We start from the raw sequence: 23,242 nt of genomic DNA, 5'->3' as shown, positions 1-23,242 counted from the left end.
GCTAAGGCACAGGACTCAGCTATTGGCGGAGAGGACTTGGCGGCCGAGCTGGTAGCCGAAATGGCCAGAAGATCACGCAGATAAACGTCCGCCTGAAGGAACTGGAAAGCGAGATCAAAGAAATTCTCTCCCTGCACCCCCAGGTGCCCGTTGTCCTTTCCATGCCCGGATTCGGCGAGCTCCTTGCGGCTGAACTTTTCGCAGCGATCGGTGATATTTCCAGATTCCCGAGTGCTGGACGGCTCGCTGTCGCATCAGGAATGGCCCCCGTCTCCAGGGACTCCGGCTCGAATACGGGGAACCGCCAGCGCCCTACCCAGTACAGCCGGCCCCTACAACGGGCCTTCTTCCTGGCCAGCCAGTCCTCGTGCCTGACCGCGGGGACGTGGGAGAGGGAGATGTATCTGCGCAAGTACCAGGGCTACACGCACGACAGGGGCCGTCATAAGAAGGCTGTCATCGCTGTCGCCCGCCAACGAGTCTCCATCCTGTGGGCCATGCTCCGGGATGGCCGGCTCTATGAGAGGGAGTACAACCCCCGCGAGAAGGCGGCCGACGAGGCTCAGGCGGCTTGACTAAACTCATTAAGAGTCGTGGACGTAGGTCACGCCGTGGGTGTGGTGGTAGGTCACCGGGATACCCGGTCGGGTCGGCGCTGCTCGGCCCAGCAGGATCCGCCGGTCGGGCGCAGGCCGAGCGGCCCGAACTCGTCGAACGTGAAAACGCGGTCACGGAAGCGGTTCAGCACGTGCTCGATCCGGTCCAGCTTGGCATCGAGGTCAGGATCGGTGGACTCCTTCCAGGTCTTGGTCCGCCGGAAAGTGACGCCACGTCGGGCGAGTAGACAGCGCAGGACCTCACGACCGAAGCGGATCACCGCCCGTGGACTCTGCGGAGGTAGGCGGCGAGCTCGGCCGGGCGAGTGGTGGTCGTCTGAACCACGAGGTCCTCGGCCTCAGGACTGAACTGGCGGGGACGGCCTCCCGCCCCCCAGCGAGGGTCCAGGCAGGCCAGGCCGATCTCGTTGAAGCGGTGAATGACGCCGCGCACAGTGTCTTCGTCGGCCGCCACCAGCTGGGCGATCGCTGGCACGCGGTTCCCGTCGGCCGAGGCCGACAGCATCATCGCGCGCCGGTAACGCACCGAGTTGGTGCTGCCCCGCCGCGCGATTTGCTGCAGCCGCGGCCCTTCCTGCTCGGCCAGTCTGCGGACCTTGACCGGCTCTGCCACCACGCACCAGATCGGATGTGTCCTCACATCCAACCGGCCCACAGCTCTTGACCGCGAAGCGCAACCCGGTGAAGCATCCCGGTCAGAGCACCAGAAAGCTCTCAGCGAACCCAAACGCGTCGACGTTGCTTTCGCCTTTCTCAGCGCGACCCGTCTGTGCAGCAGGATGCCGAGGCTGTCCATGGCGTCTGTGTAGCCGTTGTTGGCGGCTTGACGCCGGACGGCTTCGGCTTCCTCAGTGCGACCCGTCTCGTGCAGCAGAAGTCCGAGGTTGTTCGCGGCAGCCGGGGGTCCGGTCGGCGGCGCGTCGGCAGTAGGTTTCGGCTAGCCTTCCCAGCAGGGCCGGACCCGCGGCTGTCGCGGGACCGGCCCTGCTGTGCTCCTCAGGCCCGTGGCGGGCCGAAGTATCCGTCCGTGGCGTCAGCCCGCCATCGGCAGGATCCTCCGCGACGGCACCGAGCCCAGTTCCTCCACGGCCACCGCCTCCCCGCTGTCCGCGTCGACATAACTGACACGGACGACCGGGTCGCCACCGGCGGCGCGGCCGGCCGTGGCGTCGAGTGCGAACACCACCGCGACCGGGCGCGCGTTCTCCCGGTCCCCGTACACACCCGAGTACTGGAGAATGCGCCAGCCGTCGTCCTCCCAGCGGTCCGGCAAGGCAGACCGGACCACTGGCGCGGCGGCCTGCCAGGCCAGGGAGTTCTCCAGGAGTTCGACGCTCGCCGCGACCAGCACTTGGTTCCCGGCGGCGGTGCCGAGGAGCGGGTGCCCGAAGACATGTAGTCTCGTCCGACGCAGTGGCAGCAGCCACCACCGGTCGAGGTCCGCCGACAGGGCGACCAGAACCGCCGCCGCCCCGGCCAGGAAGACAAGGGCACCGCCAGGCCGCTCTGAGACTGCCGGCCACCAGGTACCCTGTGCCACCGCCACCGTGGCCCCGCCGTTGAGCACGACCGCCGCCCGCGCGAACGCCCGCCAGGTGATGCGAGTGTCCTCACTTGCCGAGCAGCCGCAGGAGGACTCCGGCTCCACGGCCCGGCCGTAGCCGAGGTAGGCGAGGAAGCCCGCCCCGAGGACCGCGGCGGCGGCCCCCGGTACCGGGTTCGCCGGAATCACCAGCAGACCTGCGGCGATCAGGAGTTCACCTGCGCCGGTCGCGCGCAGCACCGTCGTGGCCCGCTCACTGCTGCGCAGCATCCGGGCCAGCACCGTCTTCGGCGCCAGCTGTGCGGTGCCCCGGCGGAACACCTTGCCCGCTCCGGTCCACCCGAGCAGGCCCGCGAGGACCAGCGGAGCGAGGCTCGTTGTCAGTGACAGCGTCTCTTTCTCTCTCTGTGTCCTTGGGCCTGCATCAGTGCCCGACGGAGATGCGGACGACGTCCACGGAGTTGTCGGACGGCCGCCAGGCACCGAGCACCTGGGCGCGCTGTCCGATGCGCAGCCGGGACAGGTCGGACGTCAGCGCGCGGCCCGCGTAGGAGGCGCTGGCGTACGGGGCGACGTGGCCGACCAGTTCGTGCTGCCCGAGGGCGAGGTGCAGCCGGTTCTTCGCGATGCCGCGGATCTGCGTGTCCAGATTCACGATGTTCACCCACATTGCGTCGCCGGCCACGGTGCCGTCTGGCATCTTGACGCCGCGTGCGTAGAGCCCGTCGCCGACCTCGATCACTTCGGCCGTGGTGGCGCGCACTTTCCACACGCTGGTGACGTTGGTCATCTGCACCCGGGAGTGGCCGCCATTGGATCCGGCCACCTCCAGGATGGTGCCGGTGATGCCCGTGATGCGGCCCTCCACGAAGGTGGACTTGGCTATCGCGGGGTCGAGCGAGGGTTCCGCGGCGAAGGCGGCCTCGGCGTCGAGGCCGTAGAGCGCGGTCGCGCCGCCGAGGGCGGCATTGGTGAGGAAGCGCCGCCGGCGCATGCCGTCGGCCCGGTCGTGTCGTGCGGTCATGTCGGTCCTCCTCACTCGTAGATGTAGACCGGCAGCTTGCCCGAGCTCAGGTTGCCGATCGCCGAGAAGGCGGCCGGGGTCAGGTCGAGGACCCGGTTGGTGCGACAGGTGCCGTTGCAGCAAGTCGCCTCACCACACAAGTCCTTGGTGCGCGGGCCGCAGTCGGTGATCGTGATGCACACCGTCGCGCCGGGGCACTGGTGCTTGACGTTTATCACCGCACCGCAGCCGCGTCCGGGAATGTTCTCGCCACAGAGGTCGGGCCGGGTGATGTTCCAGCACGTCTGTGAGGCGTTGGGCCACGCGCCGTGGTGTGCGCTGGAATGGCAGTTGCCGCAGGCGCTGCCGCCGGCACTGGAGCATGGCCCCCAGGCGTTGCCGTAGCAGAACCAGCTGGTTTCACCGGCCCACAGGCTGGTTGATCCGCAAGCCAGCGTGTTGCCCCTCCTAGGAAATGGCAAGTGCATGACAAGCGCTGCATCGCCCGTCGGCAGGCACATCTGAAGAGGGGACGCCCGTGTTGCGGCTGGGGATGGTTGTGCGAGCGAAGCAACCCAATGATGCGCGTAGACAAGCGGGTTGCATAGATGGCCTCGTTCCGCAGGTCGAGGGCCTCGCTCCGCGTCGATCGATGGTGGCGAACCTGTCCGCTCGGCGCGCCGCCGCTTAACCTCCTGGTCCTGCACGACGGCCCAGGTGGCCGGCGAACCACTCTCTGGCCAGGTCCGCCACCTTCCCGAGAGCACCGGGCTCCTCGAACAGGTGAGTGGCGCCGGGGACCACGGCCAGTCGGCTCTCGCAGCGCAGCAGTGCCTGGGCCTGGCGGTTGAGGTCCAGCACCACCTCGTCATCGCCTCCGACGATGAGTAGCGTGGGCGCGGTCACCGTCGGCAGGCGGGGCCCGGCCAGATCGGGCCTGCCGCCGCGCGAGACGACCGCGACGGCCGGGGAATCCGGCTCTGCGGCCGCCCACAACGCGGCGGCTGCGCCGGTACTGGCGCCGAAGTAGCCGACCGCGAGGCCATGGGTCTCGGACCGCTCGAGCAGCCAGCGGGTGGCGTCGGCCAAGCGGCGGGCCAGCAAAGCGGTGTCGAAGACGTGAGCGCGGTCCAGTTCTTCCTCCGCCGTGAGAAGGTCGAACAGCAGCGTGGCCAGGCCGCCCTTGTTCAGCGAGGTCGAGACGAAGCGGTTGCGCGGGCTGTGCCGGCTGCTGCCGCTGCCGTGGGCGAACACGACGATGCCCGTGGCTCCTTCGGGGACAGACAACTGCCCGTGGAGCCGGACCGGTCCGGCGTGCACGACGACTTCCGAATCCGCGGCCGTCATAGCCGCTCCTCCCACGGTTGCTGGTCTACGTGCTGTTGCTCGATGGCCTCAAGAAGGTGGGCCCTTTTGCTCGACGATGTCCGAAAGCTGCAGGACGGCAATCTTTCATCCCTGCTCTCGGCCTCGACCGGATTTCCTGCCGACCCCTGCACCTACGCCCCACGCTACTCGCGTTCCGCCGAGGCGCGGGAGCCCACCTGGTCGGAGCATGCTCGAAGGTCCGGCGAGTCCGCGTGCTGCCGCCGAACCACGCGGGAGCGGGGAGGAGCCACTCTCGAGGACACCGGCCGCGCACACCCCTCACCGATCAGGCCCTCCGGGAAGCTGCGTCCCTCCCTCCCGCTCCGTGCCGGCTCATCCCTTGACGACGCCCAGCGGCACCAGACGGGCGACCAGCCGGGCGAGTCCGGCGCCCTCGGTGACGGCGGCGACCGCGTCGACGTCCTTGTACGCCTCCGGCGCCTCCTCGGCGAGACCACGCCACGAGGAGGGGCGCACGGCGATGCCCCGGGCCTCCAGCTCGCCGCGAAGCTGCTCCCCACGGACCATGCGCAGCGCGTGGTGGCGGCTCCAGACCCGGCCGGCGCCGTGGCAGGCGGAGTGGAAGGCGTCGTTACCGGGCAGGCCGACCATCACGTACGAGGCGGTGCCCATCGTCCCGGGGACCAGTACCGGCTGGCCCGCCTGGACGAGGTCCTCCGGCAGGCTCGGGTCGCCGGGCGGCAGCGCCCGCGTCGCGCCCTTGCGGTGGACGCACAGTGGACGTGCCACACCGTCCACTTCGTGGGTCTCGAGTTTGGCTGTGTTGTGTGAGATGTCGTAGATCAGCTCCAGACCGACTCCCGCAGCCGTCGTGAAGGCGTGGCGGGTGGCTTCGGACAGCAGCTGGCGGTTGGCCCGGCCGTAGTTGGCGGCCGCCGCCATCGCCCCCAGGTAGGCGTGACCCCGGGGCGAGTCGACCGGTGTGCAGGCCAGCTGCCGGTCCGGGACCTGGATGCGGTGCCGGTGCAGTTCCTGGTCCATCACGCGGACGTGGTCGGTGCACACCTGGTGTCCCAGGCCGCGCGAGCCGCAGTGGATCATGACGCACACCTGGCCCACCCGCAGTCCGAAGGCCGCCGCGGTGGCCGTGTCATAGATCTGATCGACCGCCTGGACCTCCAGGAAGTGATTGCCCGAGCCGAGGCTTCCCACCTGGTGGAGGCCGCGCTCGACGGCCCGCTTGCTCACCTGCCCCGGGGCCGCGCCGTCCAGGACGCCGTAGTCCTCGCAGCGCGCGAGGTCGCGCGGCACACCGTGCCCGTGCTCGACCGCGTACCGAGCGCCGCCGACCAGCAGCTCGTCCATCTCCCCGGCCCCCGACAGCTTCCACAGGCCGCCACGCCCCATGCCGCGCGGGATGGTGCTGTCGAGGATGTCCATCAGCCGCCGCATCCGGTCGTGACCGAGCGACTCGCGGTCGATATCGGCGGCCAGCAGCCGTACGCCGCAGGAGATGTCGAACCCGACGCCGCCGGGGGAGATGACCCCGCCGCGGGAAATGTCGGTGGCGGCCACCCCGCCGATCGGGAAGCCGTAGCCCCAGTGGACGTCGGGCATGGCGAAGGAGGCACGGACGATGCCGGGCAGCGTCGCCACGTTCGCCACCTGCTCCATCGCCTTGTCCCCAGCCGCCTGCGGCAGCAGCGCCCGCGAGGCGAATACCACCCCGGGTACGCGCATCGGCTCCCGCTGCTCTATACGGAAGCGGTACGGGCTCTTCTCCACCAGTGCGATGTCCACGTCCCTCACCTCCAGTCGACCGTCAGTCGTCCGGTCCGATCGGCGACGGCGGTGCCGAACTCGGAGCAGGCGGTGGTGAGCCGCTCGCGGATCCACTCCCGGTCCTCGCCGCGCGCCAGGCGGGTGTGGCAGTAGTCCAGGGCCAGCGGCATCGCCTCCACCCGGACGGGAACCAGGTGCGCGGCATCCGGGCCGTCCAAGGTCACCAGGAAGAGGAGCCCCAGGTCGTTGCGTAGGACCGGATCGACGGCGTAGTCGTCGACGAAGTCGCCCAGGTCGTAGAGGATCCGGTCGGCGATCCCGTGGAAGACATGGGCGGAGTGCCCGGCGATCAGCGTCGCTCCCGCCGCCAGCAGCTCCGGGGCCGCGGCGGAGATGTGGCGCGGCGGCCGGGAGGTCATGTTGGGGCCCCAGTGCGGAGTGACCAGCACGACATCCGCCGCCGCAGCGGCCCGGCTCACGGACTCCGTCAGCCAGCCGGGCACCCCCGCGTGGAGATCGGCCCAGGCCGCACCGGGACTGTCCTCCCCGGCCGCGTACTCCCGTGGATGATCCGTGACGCCCACCACCGCAAGCCGCACACCGCCCGCTTCGAGCACCGCGAACTCCCGGGCCGCGCGTACGTTCGCCCCGGCGCCGACCGCGTGGACGCCCGCCCCGACCAGCAGGGTTCGGGTGTCGGCCATGGCGTCGAACCCGTAGTCCAGGGCGTGGTTGTTGGCGAGCGTCACACAGTTCACCCCCAGTTCGGCGAGCACCTTCGCGGCGGCGGAGGGAGCGCGGAAGAAGAAAGCCTTTCGAGGGTCGGGCCAGCGCCGACCGCGGTCGGAGACACAGCACTCCAGGTTGAGCACGAACAGGTCCGCCTCCGCGAGCACCTTCCTGACCCCCGTGGAGACCAGCGTCCCCGGCACCGGCGAGCGGCGCAGCTCCTCGGCGACGCTTCGCCCGAGCATGGTGTCGCCTGCCAGTGCCACCGTCAGCGTCATGATCCTGTCCTTTCCCCGCCCTGCACTCAGACGTCGAGGGTCACCCGGCAGGTCCAGCCGCCAGGGCCGCCGCGCAGTTGCAGGTCGTGCAGCGAAACGGCCTTCGGTACCGCACCGATCGGCACGGCGGTGCCGGCGTCGGCCATCCGGAAGCGGACTGACAGGCCCCGACCGTCCCCCGCCGACCGGATCGACCCCACCTCAACAGCGAGCGGGATCTCACCGTCGGCATCCATTCGGTAGACGACCTCCTCCAGGACGGACACCAGCAGATCCTCGTCGGATTCCGCCGTGACCACGTATTCGCGTTCACCGACAACCGCGGCCCCGGACGTGTCGGCGAAGCCCTCCAGCACCGCGCGCACCGCCTCGCCGATGCACCCCTCGGCCGTCGGCGACCATGCCTCCACCCGCATGTCCGCGGTGTGTGGCACAGCCCGGTGTCCACTCGCGCCGCGCTGCTTCCCCACAGGTTCCCGACCGTCCACGGTCGGCGCCTCTCCGCCGTCTTTCGGATGCACAGCCTGATGCCGAGTTCTCCGAGCCGCAGCCCATGTCCCCTCCAGAGTCGTCCCGTACACCGCTTCAGGGCAACCTGCACGAGGCGCGACCACCCGTCGGCGGTGCACACACTTTCCCCTCATCGTTACCGCAGACAATCGAAAGGCGACATACAGTAGTTGTCTCGCGGTCGTCGCGAAGGAGTGCACGCATGCGACGCTGAGGGCCGCGTGGGCGGGGGCGGAGGAGGAGTGCGCGGGCGGCTTGTGACTCGGGTGAGTCGGGCACAGGCGATGTGTCAATTTGTTCGGCTCGGCCGGCTTTTCCCAGGGCCGGCGAAGGTCGGTGGCCAGCGGGCGGGCGAGCCGGAGCTGGGCACAGGCGGCGATCACCAGCCAGGTCCACCGGTCGGCCGCCTCCGAGCTGCGAAGCCGGGGCTTGGTCCAGCCGAGCGTCTGCTTGAACAGGCGGAACGTGTGCTCGATGTCGAAGCGGCGGAGGAAGGACTGCCAGCAACGGTCGACATCCGCCTCGGTGGCGCCGGTGCCTGACCACCACAGCCATACCGGCTTGTTCACCCCGCCGCTGGGCAGCTTCTCCACGACCAGGCGGACGATGGTCCCTTCGATGATGGGCAGCGGTCCGTCGTGGTCGAGCCAGGCCGCCCGGCGGGTGAGCCGCGGGTGCAGTCGGTCCCACGCTTGAGCGGTCGCCTTCCCGTAGAGCCGGGTGTCGGTGGTCGTCACGGCCTGTTCGGTGCCCCAGGTGCTGGGATCACCGAAGATGAACTCGCCGCCGTGCTTGGGCGGCCGGCCGCCCTTGGGGTCGTAGACCCGCGGCGGTGTCGGCCGTCGCATCACGCGGTCGGATCGCAGCCGGCCGAGGATCTCGACAGGCAGCCCCGCCAGCAGGTAGGCGATGCGCGGGGCGTCGTATCCGGCGTCCAGCACGACCAGGACCTCCGGGTCACCCGGTTTCCACTGGCCGGCGGCGACGAGCCGTTCGACGACCTCGCGGATCTGCACCGTGGTCACTGCCGCGACGTCGGCGCCGGGCTTCAGGCGGACCGCGTCCAGTACCGCCGTCCAGGACGTGCGGCCGGTCTCCAGCGCGGCCACGACCGAGTACGGCCAGCCGGGCACCATTTGGTGCTTGCCTTCACCTCGGCCGAATGTGTGGCAAAGAGGCCCGGTCGGCACTGGTGTTGGCATCCGGCCGCAGCCACGGCGACACATCCACGGCCAGCACAAGCCTGCCGTCCGCTGCCCTCGGCAATGGCAGCCCGGTCAGGGCTCGACGCAGTCGGCCAACATCGATCCGCCCCTGGTTGAGCCCGCCGTAGAGGGCTCCGTGTCCGCGGCGGTGTTCAGGCGCGAGCGCGAGGTCGACCAGCGTTCGCACCGGCCCGTCCGTGCATAACAGCGCGTCGCATAACTTGAACAACGCGTCGCCCCGCGCGGTCATGCACGCGTACAACTCCGACCGGAAGTGTGACACTTCCGCGAACGCATCCTGCAAGACGCTCTGATGCACCAAACTCACGACCACGGCCTTCGCGCTGTTCCTCGAGGCCCCGTTCGAGTCGGCCTGAGCCGAGAGCCGAACAGCCTGAAACGCCGTTGTTCCTGATCTTCAACGTTGTCATGATCGTGAAATGAGCGGCGATAGAACGAACGACATCCACCAATGGGGGCGATCCCTGTTCGAGCGGCAGCAACACCCAGTGACATGGGCTGGCCACGTCCTTGAGGCGGCTTCGCTGAGCCTGGGAAGGACTACTGAAATCGAAGCAGCCCTGAAGATGGCCGCCGACCAAACCCAGTGGAGTCGTGGCCGCGAATTATTCGACCGCGTCCGCCGAAGCAGTCTGGGCAGCGAAGGCCGACTCGCGGAACATCTGCTCTTCCGGCTCGCTGAGCTGGTCGGCAAGCTCGCACACAACGTTGCGGGGCCCTATCCGTACTTCGACCATCACGCCGGTTGGCAGATCGGGCCCATTGCGTATCGCCTCGCCATCGAAGTGGACGATTCGGCGCTCCAGGACCGGCTCGCTTCCGCGCTGGGAAGCTGGCCAGCGACAGGACCTGGGACCGCACCGTAACTGGCCTGCGACGTTAAACAACAAGTGTACGTCCAGCAGTCCGGACGTCTTCCCAGCTCAGAAGGGATGTGGGGATGTCACCGGACGTCAAGCTCAGGGTAGCCAGCCGGTGTGAGTCCGGTCCGGGGAGACGCCAGGGTCCTCGGTAGCTGACTCCCGGCGTCACTCGAAATGGTGGCGTCGAAGTGGAGTGACAAGCGCCCTTCGGGGGCGTGCAACCGGTCAGTCCGCAACATGAAGTGAAGCCTGCAGCGTCGATATTTAACCCCCGCCCGTGGGCGGGCCAAGGAGGAGCCGAGCCTGTGCTTGTTTGGCGAAGGCCACGGAAGGCGATCTTGGACCTGGAGCGGTCGCCGAGGAACCTCCCGGCGTAAGGGGCGTGGAATGGTCGGAAGGTTGTTCTGGGAACTGGAGAGGGCCTCCTCGGCCCCGGGGATTTGCGGCCCGGGAAGCGTGGCCTGCCTATAACCGGCAGAACCGGGAAATGGCGGGCTGTCGAGAGGCAGTCGGAGGGGGTCGTAGTAGTGCCGATCGGCGGGACAGCACAACCCGTTGGGAGCGAAGGGCCCCTGCTTCATCGATGCGATTCGCGAACAGGGAGGGACCCGGATGAGTGCCGTATCGGCTAGATCCATCCGCCGGGAGGAAGGCGCCGCAGGACCGGGCCGCCGTCCCGAGTGGATCACGCGGCTCGGGGTCTACCGCCTCACCGGAAACGTACGCAGGGCGACTGTGCATGCCAGTCGGTGAACGATGTCGGAAAGCCGTGTGCGGGAGAACTGCATGCACGGTTTGAAGCGGCGGGGACTGGAAACGGAGCATTGGCCACCGCGCCAGTCCCCGACCCTACTTACAGCTTGTTCCGATTCTTCATGGGGTCATTGGAACGGCAGTCGGCTGAGACCGGTGCCGAAGTAACATCGGACCCCAAGTTCCAAGGGGCGTAGCGGTCTTTGTCGGGACCGGTCCCAAGGGCGAATCCGTACGGTGGGATCCAGGACAGCCCGACCATACGAATGGGGACGGAGTTAGGCCGTTGCCCTCGCACTCAACAACAGGCCCCGCAAGAATCTCGGTTGGCAGACACCTGCCGAAGCCCTGAACAAGCATCTACTCTTGATCCAGGAAACCGGTGTTGCGTCGACCGGTTGAGTCTGGGGAATACACCTCCGCCGAACTCCGCCGTGAAATAGGCACATTGCGCATGCGGCAGAGCATGGGAAGGGCCGGATCCTGCTACGACAACGCCGCTGCGGAGAGCTTCTTCGCCGTCCTCAAAGAGGAGATCGGTACCCGGATCCGGCCGGACCGGGCCGCCGCCCGAGCAGAGATCTTCGCCTTCATCGAGGCCTTCTACAACCGCAAGCGGCTACGGAAGCACACCAAATGGGGCTACCTCGCACCGCTCGAAACACGGCAACGACACGAGCAAAGCCACACCCCCGCAGCGTAAGCATCGAGGGTCCAAGATCATGGGGAAACTTCAAGGACACTGGTCCCCCTCTGGCATGGATGTCCGGGTGATGTCACACACCGTCGGTTCGTCGACGGCGTCGCAGCGCCTGGGCAGTCAGGTTTGTGCGGGTGACTCCGCTGTCACGATGTAGAGCGTCACCGCAGCGAAGAATGGACTCCCAGCGAGATGCTCGAGCCAACTGTCGGCCTTCTGACGCGTGAGATAACCGGTGGCCACGGCACGCTCAGTGTTGCGCTGGAGACCGAGGACCTGGTCGGCGGCACTGACGTTCCGGAAGACCGATGTCATCGGGATGACTGACGTGACGGTGAATCCCGCCTGTTCAGCGAGTCGAGCCAGCTGCCGCCCGATGATCGCGTTGCGAACGATCCGGTCGGCAACGTGGCGGGTGTATGCGCGGGCAACGTCCGGATCCGGGTAGTCGACAGCGAGTGAGCCCCAGTCTGGCTCGCCCATGACGAGGCGGCCACCAGGCCGCAGGATCCGCCGTGCCTCCGCCAGAACCTTTGGAACGTCGGCAACATGCTGGAGCAGGCGGTCGGTGCGCAGACGGTCTGCAGAGCATGCGGGAAGCGGCAACGTATGAACGTCGGCCGTCAGCACGTCAGTGTGTGGAAGGCCGGCGCTGCGAGTACGCGCCCGACGGGTCATCTGAGGGTCGGAGTCGATACCAAGGACCCTTCCCGCAGGCGCTGCCGCGCGTGCCAGCATGCCGAGGTCGTTGCCCGGACCGCAGCCTAGATCCAGAACGACGTGGCCTGGCTGGATGGCCAAAGCATTGAGTGCGGCCTGATTGTATGCATGCGCGAGGTCGGTGGCGGCGAGCCGATCCTGGTAGGCGATTTTGTCGGGGACCACCGTCTCGAAGATGCGCCCCGCGACATGCGCAAGGGATTCGATTTCGCCTTTGAGGGCCTCGCGGCCGGCCGGAGTCAGGCGTATGGGGCGTCGTCTGCCCTCTCTGTCCAGGTACTCGATCAGTCCCTTGCCGTGCAGTCGTGCCAGCGCGCTGGACAGGCTGCCACGCCCGAGCCTCGCGCCGGTCATCCGCTCGATTGCGGCGTTGACGGCGTATCCGTGCAGTGGGCCGTCCGCCAGTGCAGACAGGGCAAGCATCTGGGCGTCGTTGGTGCGCACTGGTGTTCCCTGGGGCGTTGACGGCGGATTTCTACAATGACACGCGGTGCGTGCTAATACTCCGTAGTATGCACGCCGTGGCGGGTCGGCGCCCGCTGGATCCTCCAACTTCGAAAGGCTGCGACGTGCGCGTCACTGACCCCTTCTACGCCCTGTACACCCGTCGGCTTCGCCGGCAACTCCAGGGCGGGGAGTTGCCCAGGCACATCGGGCTGATCATGGATGGCAATCGTCGATGGGCGCGTGGGCGAGGCATCGGGAACCCGAGCCTTGGCCATAAGTACGGTGCCGAGCACGTGGAAGATGTGCTGTCCTGGTGCGAGGCCCTCCACATCAGGCACGTGTCGGTGTTCGTCTGCTCCGCCGAGAACCTTCAGCGACGCGGCGACGCTGAGGTCGCCTTTCTGATGCAGGTGATTGAAGAGGTCCTGACCACACACCTCGCCAGGCCGCGACCGCGCTGGCAGGTGCACATCGCTGGAGCTCTGGACACGCTGCCCGACACCACTGCCCGCGCCCTCAAAGAGGCCGTCGAGTCCACGCGGGAGTGCACCACCGGGGCGCACGTGACCCTCGCCGTCGGCTACGGGGGCCGCCAGGAACTCGTAGACGCCATGCGGGATCTGCTGTACGAGCAGGCGGATACCGGTAGGTCGATGCGGGACCTTGCCACCGACCTGACCGCGGACGACATTGCCCGCCACCTGTACACCGCTGGACAGCCGGACCCCGACCTGGTCATCCGCACCAGCGGAGAGCAGCGCATGTCGAACTTCCTGCTGTGGCAGAGTGCGTACTCGGAGCTGTACTTCTGTGAGGCGTATTGGCCGGCGTTCCGCGAAGTCGACTTCCTGCGGGCCGTACGCGCATACGCCGCCCGCCAGCGCCGCTACGGCGCCTGACACGCTGGACAAGCCCCTGACCGCTCCACCCAACTCGGGCATACGCGCTGAAACCCGTCCCGGCGGTGGTCGGCTCGATAGGTCCTATAAGGGTTGAGTCACGTCCTCTGGTTCTCGCTGCGGATCACCCGTCGGAGGGTGGCGCGGGCCGCGCTCAGGTTGTCCTCGCTCTCGGTCGGCTGGTGTTGGATTGCGTGAATGAGCGTCTGAGCTCGTCGAGTTCACCACGCAAAGCGCGGTTCTGGCATGTGAGTTCCTCCACGCGGTCGGCGAGGTCGGCAGCGCCCAGCTGGTCCAGCTGATTGTCCCAGCTGGCGTTGGATGGTCCTTCGGAGGGTGGCGACTTCGGCTCGCAACCGCTGGTTGTCGGCCTTCGTGATCTCCAGGTCGGTAGCCAGGCTTGCCTGACTGCGCGCCAGTCCGGCCTGATCGTCGCGGTGGCTTCGCATGGCCTGCTGGCTGCGAGCCTGTTCAATGTGCTCGCGGACTCCGTCTGCGTAGACCAGCTGCACGCCTTTGTTCGTGCCGAGGTGCTCGGCGACGTAAGCCTGCAGGTCGTCACGGACGTCGTCGGCCTCCCAGCGGCTCCGGGAGAGCAGGTGCTGCAGCCCGTCGGGGGTGCCATGACCGGCATATTCGGCCAGCTGCCAGCCGTTCTTGCGGCCCACGGGGCCAAGGAGCCCACGGACGTAGTCTCGCATCCGGCGCCGGGGCTCCACGCGGGCGAAACGGCCCCCGATCCGCAAGAGCAGATCGCCAAGTCGCTCTTCCCATACGGTTGTTGGTGCATCATTCACTCGGGCGAACTGACCGGAACGTTGCCACTACACACGGCGCGGTCACACCTTCGTGGGACGGCCCGGCAACGACCGCCCCACCCCCATTCCGGCCCGCTACACTCTCCACGCCCAAGCCGTTGACCAGCACGAATGAAGAAGTCCGGCTGGAGTATCAGGAGTCCCCGCTGTCCTCGACGTTGGCGACCATCCTGCGCAGCACCTTGAGTGCGGCCACGTACTCTTCATCGCTGATGCCCTCGTGGACCACGGCGCGCAGCTCGGTCACCAGCTCGCGCAGCCGCACCCTGGCAGCCTCCCCGGCATCGGTAAGCTGCAGGCGATGCCCGGCTTCGATCCGGAGCCAGCCGCGGTGGAACAGCTGGTCGATGACACGAGCGATCTCATGCGGCCCGTCCGCGAGGGGTGTCAGCTGGATGACGACCTCCTCGCGGCTCGGCGCCGCGGGCCCGCCGTTGACCCGGTTGAGCACCCAGTACTGCGGCTGCGTGACGTCGATCCTGGCCATAGCGTCACGCAGATGCCGGGTGACGGCCACGTGGGCGAGACCGCTCCAGTAGCCGATGGGCTGGGTGGCCAGCATGTCGTCGGTGGCGGCCGGATCAGCCGGCGCCTGGTCGGTGGTGGTGTCAGTCAGCGGTCTCATGATCGCGACGCTATATCCCCCATGGCACCGCCAGCGCAACGGGCCTGCCCGCAACGCTCACACGCCCCCATCCGAGGGACGAATAGTTGTACCGGACAGGGAGGTCAACTGTCCGCGCACAATGATCTGAGATGTCCGCTCACCCGGACGGCCCGCTGTCCGTTGACATCTGGCCGATACCAGGAGCCGGGTGACCACCGACGCCCGCGGGATCGGTGCGACGGGCCGGGTCAGCCGGCGACTGTCCTGACCACGCCACTGGGCACCGGCCGATCAGCACCCTGGCGCTGGTGGCGGGCGGGCCGCCAAGTGGTGACCAGGGCTGCGGCGAGGAGGAGTTCGGCGATGTCGCCGCCGTAGTACATGATCTCCGCGCCGCCTTGGACCTGGTCGATGGGTGCGTGAACGTTGATGAGGAAGCCGCCGTAGATCAGCTGGGAGATCGTGGCGTGCGCCACGACGGCGATCCCGAGGACGACGAGCCGGGTGGGGACGCCGGGCCGGGTCGGGGCGGGGTCGGGGCCGGTGATGACCCAGGCGAACAGGCAGCCGGACAAGAGGAAGTGGGCGTGCATCAGCCAGTGCAGTACGGGCTGGTTCATGGTCGCGTTGTACAGCGGGGTGAAGTACAGGAGCGCGAGGATGCCGGTGCTCAGGACCAGGGCGGTGACCGGGTGGGCGAGCACTCTGGCCGGGCGGCTGCGCAGAACGCCCATCAGCGCGCGAGCGCGGGCGGCGGGCAGGGTGCGCAGCAGCAGGGTGACCGGCGTGCCGAGCACCAGGGCCAGGGGTGCGTACATGCCGATGAGCATGTGCTGGGCCATGTGCCCGCGGAAGTCGCCGTGAGCGAAGGGGGCCAGCGGTGGCAGCAGTGCTCCGGCGAGCAGGGCGCATCCGGTCAGGAAACTCGCCGTCCGCCGGCGTCCCCAGCCCTGGACGGGATTGCGGTGCCGGGCCCGGCCTGCGAGGAGAAGGTAGGCGGCGGCGAGCAGGATGACTGCGGCTGGGGGCAGCAGCGTCTCCCACAGACCGCTACCTGCGCCATGGTCGTGCATGTGGTGATGCATGTCGACGTCCATCAGGCGTGCCGGGCGGGCCGCTCGGAGGCGTCGGGGTCGAAGGGCCGGCCGCTGCGCTGGAGCAGGTAGCCGCCGGTGATCAGGAGGAGGCCCAGGAGCAGGAAGCCCATGTCCCACCAGATCTGGTGGGGACCGCCGTGGACGTGGTGGATGCCGAGGATCTGATGGTCCAGGAGACCCTCGACGATGTTGAACAGGCCCCACCCGACCAGGATCCACCCCCACAGCACCCGGGAGGTCCACACCCGGCGACGCTGGTGAGTGACCCGGGAGTACAGGATGCCCAGGCCCAGGATGACCGCGACCCAGCAGATGGCGTGGAAGATGCCGTCCCACATGGTGTTCATCTCCAGACCGGAGACCGTGTTCGCGGGGTAGTACTTCACGCCGATGCGGTCGTGGTTGGTGCTGGTGAGCATGTGGTGCCACTGGAGGAGCTGGTGGAGCAGGATGCCATCGACGAATCCGCCGAGCCCCACCCCCAGCACGATTCCTGGCAACTGGATGCTCCTGGGCAGCCTGCCCTCTTGCGTCTGACCGGTGGTGGTGGCCATCGCCTGTCCCGTCTGATCTGTCCTTCGGATACGTGAGCCTGAACCAATACGTCTTCCCGCCCTGATCCGCCCATCACGAACGGGCGTCCTTTTGGCCGAATGACACCGCCATTCGAGGAACGGCGCGCTCGGGTCGTGCTTGTGGGCGAGGCCAGCGGTGCCGAGCATCCGATCCCGGCCGCGGTCCGTGAGCTTCGCCCAGGCCCTGGTCGAGGTCGTCGGCATGGTCGCCTACGTCCGGCTCATCCCGTACTTGGTGCCTGGGAGCAGCCCGCGAACCAGCCGGCCATGCCGTGAGCGCCACCGGGGCAGCTTCGCCGTGCGCTCGGGATGGGCGGCGCCGGCGTAGTGCATGGCGGTCTTTTCCGTGATGCCGAACAGGCGCATCAGCTTCAGCGGATCGCCGGTCTCGAACGCCTCGTTCAGGATCCGGTCCTGTCGCAGGCCGTCCAGCGGCACACCCTTGGGCAGGGCCCTGTGGAGCGTGGTCATGCTGACCGGAGGGTGGTCGGGGTCGAGCGCGGTGCGCTGGCTGACGAGCAGGTGGGGGTTGGTCGAGGCCGGCCAGCGACGGTGGCGGTAGGTGAGCCACTCGGAGGCGGCGCGGACGCCGGAGAGGTAGGCGACCTTGGTCATCAGGTAGTCGCGGCAGGCGACCAGGTACTTCCGCGCGTTGGGCAGGTCCTCGCGCCACCGGCCGAGGAAGTCCCACATCGCCGTCTGCGACGGCGGGATCCGCAGGCCGAAGTCCCTGCGGTGCCGCGGCCGGTTGAACGGGTCGATCGGCGACTCGACGGCGGCGCCGAAACGCCGCGTGATCTCTCCGGCGCAGCGCTGCTCCAGGAACGCGAAATACGCGTCGATCTTGTTGATCTCGCCGCGCAGCGTCGATGGCGCCCGCTTACCCGGTCCGGTGAAGTAGCGGTCGACCTCACGAGGGGAGAGCTGCCACGGCACGGTGCCGTAGTACTCGCAGACCTCCACCACCGGCTTGAGCAGGCCGTCGAGCGTCGCCGGCGCCAAACCGGCCGCGGTCCCGGGCCCACTGGTACTCCGAGAGCGTGTCGAGGAAGAAGCTCTCCTCGTCGACGGCGGACATGCGGGCCTGCCGACGGCCCTGCAGCGTGACGACATCCGCCAACCCCGGCTCCACCGACACCGCAGCCGGGTCCAGAAGCTCCGACACCAAGGCTGGCGAAGCACGCACGTAGCGGTCCAGGAGCCGCATCTCCGCCGCGATAGCCGGCTGAACGGCCCGCTCGCTCTCGTCTGCCATGCACGAACCCTACGGACACCCCTCGCCCCGTCACAGCGAATAGTTGACGCGTATCGATGGTCACGCAATTCCCCCTTCACACGGTTTGAGCGTCACGTAATTCCCCACCCCGCGGTCACGAATCCTCATGGGGACGGTGACCGTGGACGGCTGCGCACTGGTCGAGCGATCTCCCCTGTTTCGTACGGTTTTAGCTGCGGTTGCGAACCCTCCGGGGTTCCCATGGGCACGTCGGTGCCGGTTGAAGGCCCTGACCATCTCGGAGTCGTAGTCGTCTCGGCGGAGAGGTCGACGTGCGCACCGGATGGCGTGCAGATGCTGTTCAGTTTGGGAGTTTCGACGCATAGATCCAGTCGAGACCGTCGTATCCGGCTCCGCCAAGGTGCTGCGCCCGGGCCAGGCCGGCCCGGATCGCCACGCGTTGGGAAGCGATGTTGGCCGGCCGAACCCTGGCAATCAGGGGGAGGTCGGGAACGTGGCGGGACACCCAGGCCGTGACTTTGGTGGCGGCTTCGCCGGCGAAACCCTGACCCCATGCTGAGGTGGCGAAGCGGTAGAAGAGGTTGAGGACCTGCGTCCCGTGCAGGTCCATCGGCTTAGCTTGGCGTTTAACCTTGCTGCGCTTTGTGTTCCTTGATCGACGCGGCGCGTTTGACCGTCTTGCCGACGTCGTGGCGCTTGGCTCGGTGCTTGTTCTTCGAGCCGGGTGGCCTGCCGGGCCCTGGCCGGGACGGGTTTGGTGCGGCTGCCGGGCGGGCTGTGGCCGCGTGGACGTTGCGAAACCCGCGACGGACCCGGGCGGAGGTGAGGCGGCGGGGTTCGGCGGGCCGTTCCCAGGGGCGGCGGAGGTCCTCGGCGCGGGGGCGTGCGAGGCGGAGTTGGGTGTGGGCCGCGACGATCAGCCAGGTCCACAGGTCGGCGGTGTCCGCGTGGCGGACCTTCGGAGCGGTCCAGCCGAGGGTCTGCTTCATCAGCCGAAAGGTGTGTTCGAGATCGAACCTGCGGAGGAACGACTGCCACCAGCGGTCCACGTCCGCCGGTGTGGCGGTGGTGGCCGAGCACCACAGCCAGACTGGTTTGGGGTCGCGATCGCCCGGCAGGTGCTCGACCTTGAGTCGAATCAACGTGCCTTGCAATACTGGGAGTTCATCTTTTGCGTGGTTCAGCCAGGGGCCACGATGGGTGAGCCGGGGGTGCATATGGTCCCAGGCCATCGTCTCAGCGGTGCCATAGCGGGTGGTGTCCGTGGACGTGGTCACCTCGGGGTTGTGCCAGGTCTCGGGCCGGGCCAGGGCGAGGGCGCCGCCGTGCCGGCGCGGACGCCCGCCCCTGGGCCCAGAGCGGGCCTCGCCCGGGTCGCGGAGCATGACACGGTCCGAGCGCAGACGCCCGAGCAGCACGACGGGCAGGTCCTTCAGTGGGAGAGGTAGGTGACGTCGTAGCCCGAGTCCATGACGATCAGGATCTCGGGATCCCCGGGCTCCCACTGTCCGACTTGCATCAACCGCTCGACGGCGCCGCGGAGTTGGCTGGCCGTGACCACGGTCGCGTCGTCGGCGGGACCAAGGCGCACGGCGTCCAGCAGAGCGACCCAGGAGGTGCGGCCGGTCTCCAGAGCGGCCACGAAGGAATACGGCCAGCCCGGCACGAACTGGTCCTTGCTGCGGGCGCCACGCCCGTAGACGTGGCAGAACAGGCGGTCGTCGCTGGTCGGGGCGTCGGGACGGAGCCAGTTGCTCACGTCCACGGCCAGCACGATCCGCCCGTCGGCCGCCTTCGGCAGCGGCAGGCCCGCCAGTGTCCGCCGTAACCGGGCCGGCTCGGCCCAGCCCCGGTCCAACGCTGCGTACAGAGCACCATGCCCACGCCGGTACTCGAGGGCCAGCGACAGTTCGACCAGGGTCTTCACCGGCCCGTCCGCGCACAGCACCGCGTCCGTGAGCTCGAAGAGTGCATCCGCGCGGGCGTAAAGGCACTCGTAGAACTCGACCCGAAAGCGGGACAAGACATCCAACGCCTCGCCTGCGGGCCCTGGGAGAGGGAGACTCATACGCAGCGGCCGTTCTCTCGTGCTTCGTGACTCGACTTCTCGAAGCGTGGAGAACGGCCGCCTCCGCTGTCCCGGGAAGAACCGCAGATCAGCAGGTTGGGTGACAGGCGAGGATAAACGTCAAGCTTGTGGTCGACGCTCGAAGTCCTTCGGGGGTTGACTCCCGCTGTTGTTGTGTGTGAGGTCCGGTCAGATCTCGGGGGCGGCCAAGTAGAGGCCGCAGGCGCAGTCTGGGGTGGTTTCTACCGGGGTTCCGCCGAAACTGTGAGAGCTCGGGCATGACTCTCCCGATGAGGCATCAGGAGGTTGCGGTCGGCCCCGGACTGGCCGCGGATGGCTCTGCCTCCGCGCGACCGCGCACGGGGGTCGCTCCGATGTCGTCGGGCTGAAGGAGCCCGGTTAGCACGCGGGTGAGGATGCGGTTGAAGAGCGACTCCGATGAATCCTCGGCCTCGGGCGGCTGCCCGGTCAGGGCGGTGGCGAGGTGCGGGTGGTGGCCCGCCATGGCGACCTGGGTGAGATATTCCGCCTGGTCCTGCTGCCACTGCGGGATGGTCTGCCCGGCGAGACGCTGGGTCACCTCGGCCCGGGTCAGAGTGGAGACGACGGCATTGAGGATCGCGATGGCCTCCAGCTTGGTCCGGGGACTGACGTCGAGGTCCGCCAGCGCGGCCAGGGCGTGTTCCAGGTAGGTGACCGCGTGCGGCCCCAGCGGGGTCCTCGTCGCGGTCGCGTCGAGCAGCCATGGGTGCGCGAGGTAGACGCCCCTGCTCTGCCGGGCCAGGGCGAGCAGGTCGTCGAGCCAGTGCCCGGAGCCGAGTGTGGCGTAGGAGATCTCGCCATTGACCTGGTCAATCATCAGTTCCAGCAGTTCGTCGCGGGTGGCCACATAGCGGTAGAGGGATGCCGGTCCGGCCCCGAGGGCGACCGCCACGGCCCGCATGGTGACGGCGGGCAGGCCGTCCGCGTCGGCTAGGGCGATCCCGGCGGCGGCGATGCGGTCGCGGTCGAACGTGGGCGTCGGGCCGCGTCCGGAGCGTTCGGGGCGCAGCCAGATGCTGTGGGCGGACGACTCGGTCATGGCCCCTCCTGTTCTGCGAACGGCGTATGCAGTACCTTAGGCCATATGAACTGCGAACATGGATCGCAGTAAATGAAAGAGAGTCGACATGCCCCAGATGCAGCCGCAGCAGGAGTGGACGCCGACCCGATACGCGCACAACGGCGACGTACAGGTGGCCTTCGACCAACTGAAGGGCTCCGAGGGCGAACCGCTGCTGCTCATCATGGGGTTGGCCACCGCCCGGTTCTGGTGGCCGGCCGGACTGTGCCGGGCATTCGCCGACGCCGGGTTCGCCGTGGCCCGCTACGACCAGCGCGACGCCGGCCAGTCGACCCGGATGCCGGACACCGCCACCGCCAACCCCTTCAAGGCCCTGTTCGCCAAGCGTGGGGACTCCTACACCTCCGAGGACATGACCGACGACGCCATCGCCGTGATGGACGAACTCGGCTGGGAGCGGGCCCATGTCTTCGGCCACTCCCTGGGCGGCGCGATCGCCCAGCGGGTCGCGCTGCGACACCCCGACCGGGTGCTCAGCGTCACCTCCTCGGCGGCCCTGCCCAGCGACGTCTCCGGCCTGGGGGTCCTGCGCTACCTGCGGTTCGGCCTGCTCGCCAAGCTCGCCCGGACCAAGTTCCCCGAGGGCCGCGAAGGCGACATCGAGGCCGCCCTCACCGTATGGCGCGGCATCGCCTCACCTGGCTACCCCTTCGACGAAGCCGCGGCCCGCGCCTGGGTCGAGGCCGACGTGGACAGCGGCCCGCGCGACAACAAGGCACAGAGCCGCCAGATCGGCGCCCAGTGGCACGGACCCAGGCTCAAAGAGCTGCGCCGACCCACCCTGGTCCTGCACGGCGAGCAGGACCCCATCCTGCGCGTCAGCGCGGGCCGCGCCACCGCCCAAGCCATCGACGGCGCCCGCCTGGTGACCTACCCGGGCGTCGGCCACGACCTCCCCGCCGCCCTGTGGCCCGACATCGCCCACCAGGTCAGCGACCTGGCGGTCCGTCAGTTGCGATCGGGCGGTGCGGGCGTGTTCGGACAGCCGCGGGGGGAGTGACAGCCGGGTGCACTCCGGCGGCGTGGGCACGGTGGCCATCTTGCCGGATCGTTGAGGCGCCGGACGCGGCAGTATGCCCGTCGTGATCCACTTCTCCCGATCGGCCCGTCTGCCATGCCCGTTACCCCGGCCCGCCCGATCGTTGCGACAACGGCCGAGTGCGAGCGGTTGAAGAAGATGGCCTACGGCCACAAGACCCCGTACCGGTTACGGCGGCGGGCCGAGATCGTCCTGCACGCAGCTCGGGGGCGCTCCAACGCGCGAATCGCCCGCGAGACGGGCCTGCATCTGGACACGGTCCGCGCCTGGCGCGACCGGTTCGCCCACGGCGGGCTGCCGGCCCTGGCCGACCGCAAGCGCACCGGGCGTCCCGCCCGCTTCAACCCCGTTCAGGTCGCCGAGGCCAAGGCCCTGGCCTGCCAACTCCCGGCCGAGACAGGGGTGCCGCTGTCGCGCTGGTCGTGCCCGGAACTTGCCGCCGAGCTGACCGCGCGCGGAATCACCGACAGCATCTCCGCGTCCACGGTGCGCCGTTGGTTACGCCAGGACGCGATCAAGCCCTGGCAGTACCGGTCCTGGATCTTCATCCGAGACCCGAACTTCCGCGCCAGGGCACAGCGGGTCCTGGACCTTTACGCCCGCACCTTCGAAGGCGCCCCGCTCGGCGAGGACGAGTACGTCCTGTCCAGCGACGAGAAGACCTCGATCCAGGCCCGCTGCCGCTGCCACCCCACTCTGGCCCCGGGGCAGGCCAGGGCGATGCGCGTCAACCACGAGTACGGACGCGGCGGCGCCCTGGCCTACCTGGCCGCCTACGACGTTCACCAGGCGAAAGCCTTCGGCCGCTGCGAGGCCACCACCGGCATCGTGCCGTTCATGGCCCTGGTCGAACAGGTCATGACGCAGGAGCCCTACGCCAGCGCGAAACGCGTCTTCTGGATCGTCGACAACGGCTCCTCGCACCGTGGCATGCGGGCCATCGACCGCATGGCCGCCCGATTTCCGAACGCCGTCCTGGTCCACACCCCGGTCCACGCCTCCTGGGTGAACCAGATCGAGATCTTCTTCTCCATCGTGCAGCGAAAGGTCGTGACACCCAACGACTTCACGGACCTCGACCAGGTCCGGGACCGGCTCCGAGGGTTCGAAGACCGCTACAACGCCACGGCACAGCCGTTCCAGTGGAGGTTCACCACCACCGACCTGGACGATCTGCTGGCCCGACTCGACCAGCACACACCCGCCGACCGACAAGAAAAATCCTCCATCAGACTGACAGCCTGATCAACCCCCGAAGGACTTCGGAAGCCGACCACTT

The 23,242-nt window shown here is 68.4% G+C and carries 18 protein-coding genes and 8 pseudogenes; 7 read left to right on the top strand and 19 right to left on the bottom strand.

What is annotated here, in order from left to right; translation table 11 throughout:
• Nucleotides 1–161: 161 nt before the first annotated feature.
• Nucleotides 162–389: pseudogene (locus OG953_RS02005) on the top strand (transposase); the annotation flags it as partial.
• Between the two features lie 9 nt (nt 390–398).
• Nucleotides 399–575, top strand: coding sequence for a hypothetical protein (locus OG953_RS02000; RefSeq protein ID WP_307519953.1), 177 nt, complete (start codon nt 399–401; stop codon nt 573–575).
• A gap of 18 nt (nt 576–593) precedes the next feature.
• On the opposite strand, the pseudogene OG953_RS01995 reads toward OG953_RS02000, so the two are convergent.
• The 9 genes and pseudogenes from OG953_RS01995 to OG953_RS01955 form a co-directional block, all read right to left on the bottom strand.
• Nucleotides 594–1,230 (bottom strand): annotated as a pseudogene (locus OG953_RS01995) (helix-turn-helix domain-containing protein); the annotation flags it as partial.
• Between the two features lie 420 nt (nt 1,231–1,650).
• Nucleotides 1,651–2,544: a MauE/DoxX family redox-associated membrane protein gene (locus tag OG953_RS01990; protein WP_405691568.1), complete on the bottom strand. Its 894-nt coding sequence runs from the start codon at nt 2,542–2,544 to the stop codon at nt 1,651–1,653.
• Nucleotides 2,545–2,584: 40 nt separating this feature from the next.
• The gene (locus tag OG953_RS01985) at nt 2,585–3,184 is read right to left on the bottom strand and encodes a cell wall protein (protein WP_405682111.1); all 600 of its coding nucleotides are present in this window, start codon (nt 3,182–3,184) and stop codon (nt 2,585–2,587) included.
• A gap of 11 nt (nt 3,185–3,195) precedes the next feature.
• Complete coding sequence (locus OG953_RS01980; RefSeq protein WP_405682110.1) at nt 3,196–3,684, bottom strand: hypothetical protein; 489 nt, start codon at nt 3,682–3,684, stop codon at nt 3,196–3,198.
• Nucleotides 3,685–3,850: 166 nt separating this feature from the next.
• Nucleotides 3,851–4,513 (bottom strand): annotated as a pseudogene (locus OG953_RS01975) (dienelactone hydrolase family protein); the annotation flags it as partial.
• Nucleotides 4,514–4,864: 351 nt separating this feature from the next.
• Nucleotides 4,865–6,292 carry an RtcB family protein gene (locus OG953_RS01970; RefSeq protein WP_405682109.1) on the bottom strand — a complete coding sequence of 476 codons (1,428 nt, stop codon included), beginning with the start codon at nt 6,290–6,292 and terminating at the stop codon, nt 4,865–4,867.
• A 5-nt stretch (nt 6,293–6,297) separates the two neighbouring features.
• On the bottom strand, nt 6,298–7,281 hold the full coding sequence (locus tag OG953_RS01965; protein WP_405682108.1) for a CapA family protein: 984 nt from the start codon (nt 7,279–7,281) through the stop codon (nt 6,298–6,300).
• 26 nt (nt 7,282–7,307) lie between these two features.
• Nucleotides 7,308–7,706, bottom strand: a pseudogene (locus tag OG953_RS01960) (archease); the annotation flags it as partial.
• A gap of 309 nt (nt 7,707–8,015) precedes the next feature.
• Nucleotides 8,016–9,324, bottom strand: a pseudogene (locus OG953_RS01955) (NF041680 family putative transposase); the annotation flags it as partial.
• 112 nt (nt 9,325–9,436) lie between these two features.
• Here OG953_RS01955 and OG953_RS01950 point away from each other — a divergent pair.
• Together OG953_RS01950 and OG953_RS01945 are read left to right on the top strand one after the other, a co-directional pair.
• Nucleotides 9,437–9,883, top strand: coding sequence for a hypothetical protein (locus OG953_RS01950; RefSeq protein WP_405682107.1), 447 nt, complete (start codon nt 9,437–9,439; stop codon nt 9,881–9,883).
• 1,204 nt (nt 9,884–11,087) lie between these two features.
• Nucleotides 11,088–11,336, top strand: a complete 249-nt coding sequence (locus OG953_RS01945) for an integrase core domain-containing protein (RefSeq protein WP_405682106.1) — start codon at nt 11,088–11,090, stop codon at nt 11,334–11,336.
• Nucleotides 11,337–11,453: 117 nt separating this feature from the next.
• Here the strand turns inward: OG953_RS01945 and OG953_RS01940 are convergent, their stop codons facing one another.
• Nucleotides 11,454–12,497 (bottom strand): methyltransferase domain-containing protein, encoded by a 1,044-nt coding sequence (locus tag OG953_RS01940; protein ID WP_405682105.1) that lies wholly within the window; start codon nt 12,495–12,497, stop codon nt 11,454–11,456.
• A gap of 68 nt (nt 12,498–12,565) precedes the next feature.
• On the opposite strand from OG953_RS01940, the gene uppS reads away from it, so the two are divergent.
• Nucleotides 12,566–13,399: a polyprenyl diphosphate synthase gene (gene uppS / locus OG953_RS01935; protein ID WP_405682103.1), complete on the top strand. Its 834-nt coding sequence runs from the start codon at nt 12,566–12,568 to the stop codon at nt 13,397–13,399.
• Between the two features lie 221 nt (nt 13,400–13,620).
• Here the strand turns inward: uppS and OG953_RS01930 are convergent, their stop codons facing one another.
• The 9 genes and pseudogenes from OG953_RS01930 to OG953_RS01890 all read right to left on the bottom strand — a co-directional run bounded on the left by OG953_RS01930 (nt 13,621) and on the right by OG953_RS01890 (nt 20,882).
• Nucleotides 13,621–14,118: a transposase gene (locus OG953_RS01930; RefSeq protein ID WP_405691566.1), complete on the bottom strand. Its 498-nt coding sequence runs from the start codon at nt 14,116–14,118 to the stop codon at nt 13,621–13,623.
• Between the two features lie 232 nt (nt 14,119–14,350).
• Entirely contained in the window at nt 14,351–14,842 is a 492-nt protein-coding gene (locus OG953_RS01925) for a MarR family winged helix-turn-helix transcriptional regulator (RefSeq protein ID WP_405682101.1), read from the bottom strand.
• A gap of 230 nt (nt 14,843–15,072) precedes the next feature.
• Nucleotides 15,073–15,909, bottom strand: a complete 837-nt coding sequence (locus tag OG953_RS01920) for a cytochrome c oxidase assembly protein (RefSeq protein WP_405682100.1) — start codon at nt 15,907–15,909, stop codon at nt 15,073–15,075.
• Nucleotides 15,910–15,920: 11 nt separating this feature from the next.
• On the bottom strand, nt 15,921–16,475 hold the full coding sequence (locus tag OG953_RS01915) for a DUF2243 domain-containing protein (protein WP_405682099.1): 555 nt from the start codon (nt 16,473–16,475) through the stop codon (nt 15,921–15,923).
• A 303-nt stretch (nt 16,476–16,778) separates the two neighbouring features.
• Nucleotides 16,779–17,081: pseudogene (locus OG953_RS01910) on the bottom strand (hypothetical protein); the annotation flags it as partial.
• Nucleotides 17,073–17,649 (bottom strand): annotated as a pseudogene (locus OG953_RS01905) (site-specific integrase); the annotation flags it as partial. The pseudogenes OG953_RS01910 and OG953_RS01905, both read right to left, overlap by 9 nt.
• 424 nt (nt 17,650–18,073) lie before the next feature.
• On the bottom strand, nt 18,074–18,343 hold the full coding sequence (locus tag OG953_RS01900) for a GNAT family N-acetyltransferase; N-acetyltransferase (protein ID WP_405682097.1): 270 nt from the start codon (nt 18,341–18,343) through the stop codon (nt 18,074–18,076).
• Nucleotides 18,344–18,359: 16 nt separating this feature from the next.
• Nucleotides 18,360–19,801 (bottom strand): annotated as a pseudogene (locus OG953_RS01895) (NF041680 family putative transposase).
• A gap of 298 nt (nt 19,802–20,099) precedes the next feature.
• Nucleotides 20,100–20,882, bottom strand: coding sequence for a TetR/AcrR family transcriptional regulator (locus OG953_RS01890; protein ID WP_405682095.1), 783 nt, complete (start codon nt 20,880–20,882; stop codon nt 20,100–20,102).
• 88 nt (nt 20,883–20,970) lie between these two features.
• On the opposite strand from OG953_RS01890, the gene OG953_RS01885 reads away from it, so the two are divergent.
• Both OG953_RS01885 and OG953_RS01880 read left to right on the top strand, forming a co-directional pair.
• Nucleotides 20,971–21,924 carry an alpha/beta fold hydrolase gene (locus OG953_RS01885; protein WP_405682093.1) on the top strand — a complete coding sequence of 318 codons (954 nt, stop codon included), beginning with the start codon at nt 20,971–20,973 and terminating at the stop codon, nt 21,922–21,924.
• Between the two features lie 114 nt (nt 21,925–22,038).
• Entirely contained in the window at nt 22,039–23,208 is a 1,170-nt protein-coding gene (locus OG953_RS01880) for an IS630 family transposase (RefSeq protein ID WP_405682092.1), read from the top strand.
• Nucleotides 23,209–23,242: the final 34 nt, after the last annotated feature.

The organism is Streptomyces sp. NBC_00057 (assembly GCF_045041165.1).
Classification (GTDB): domain Bacteria; phylum Actinomycetota; class Actinomycetes; order Streptomycetales; family Streptomycetaceae; genus Streptomyces.
Note: the sequence above shows the minus strand (reverse complement) of the source record. Positions and strands in the feature narration are given on the sequence as shown.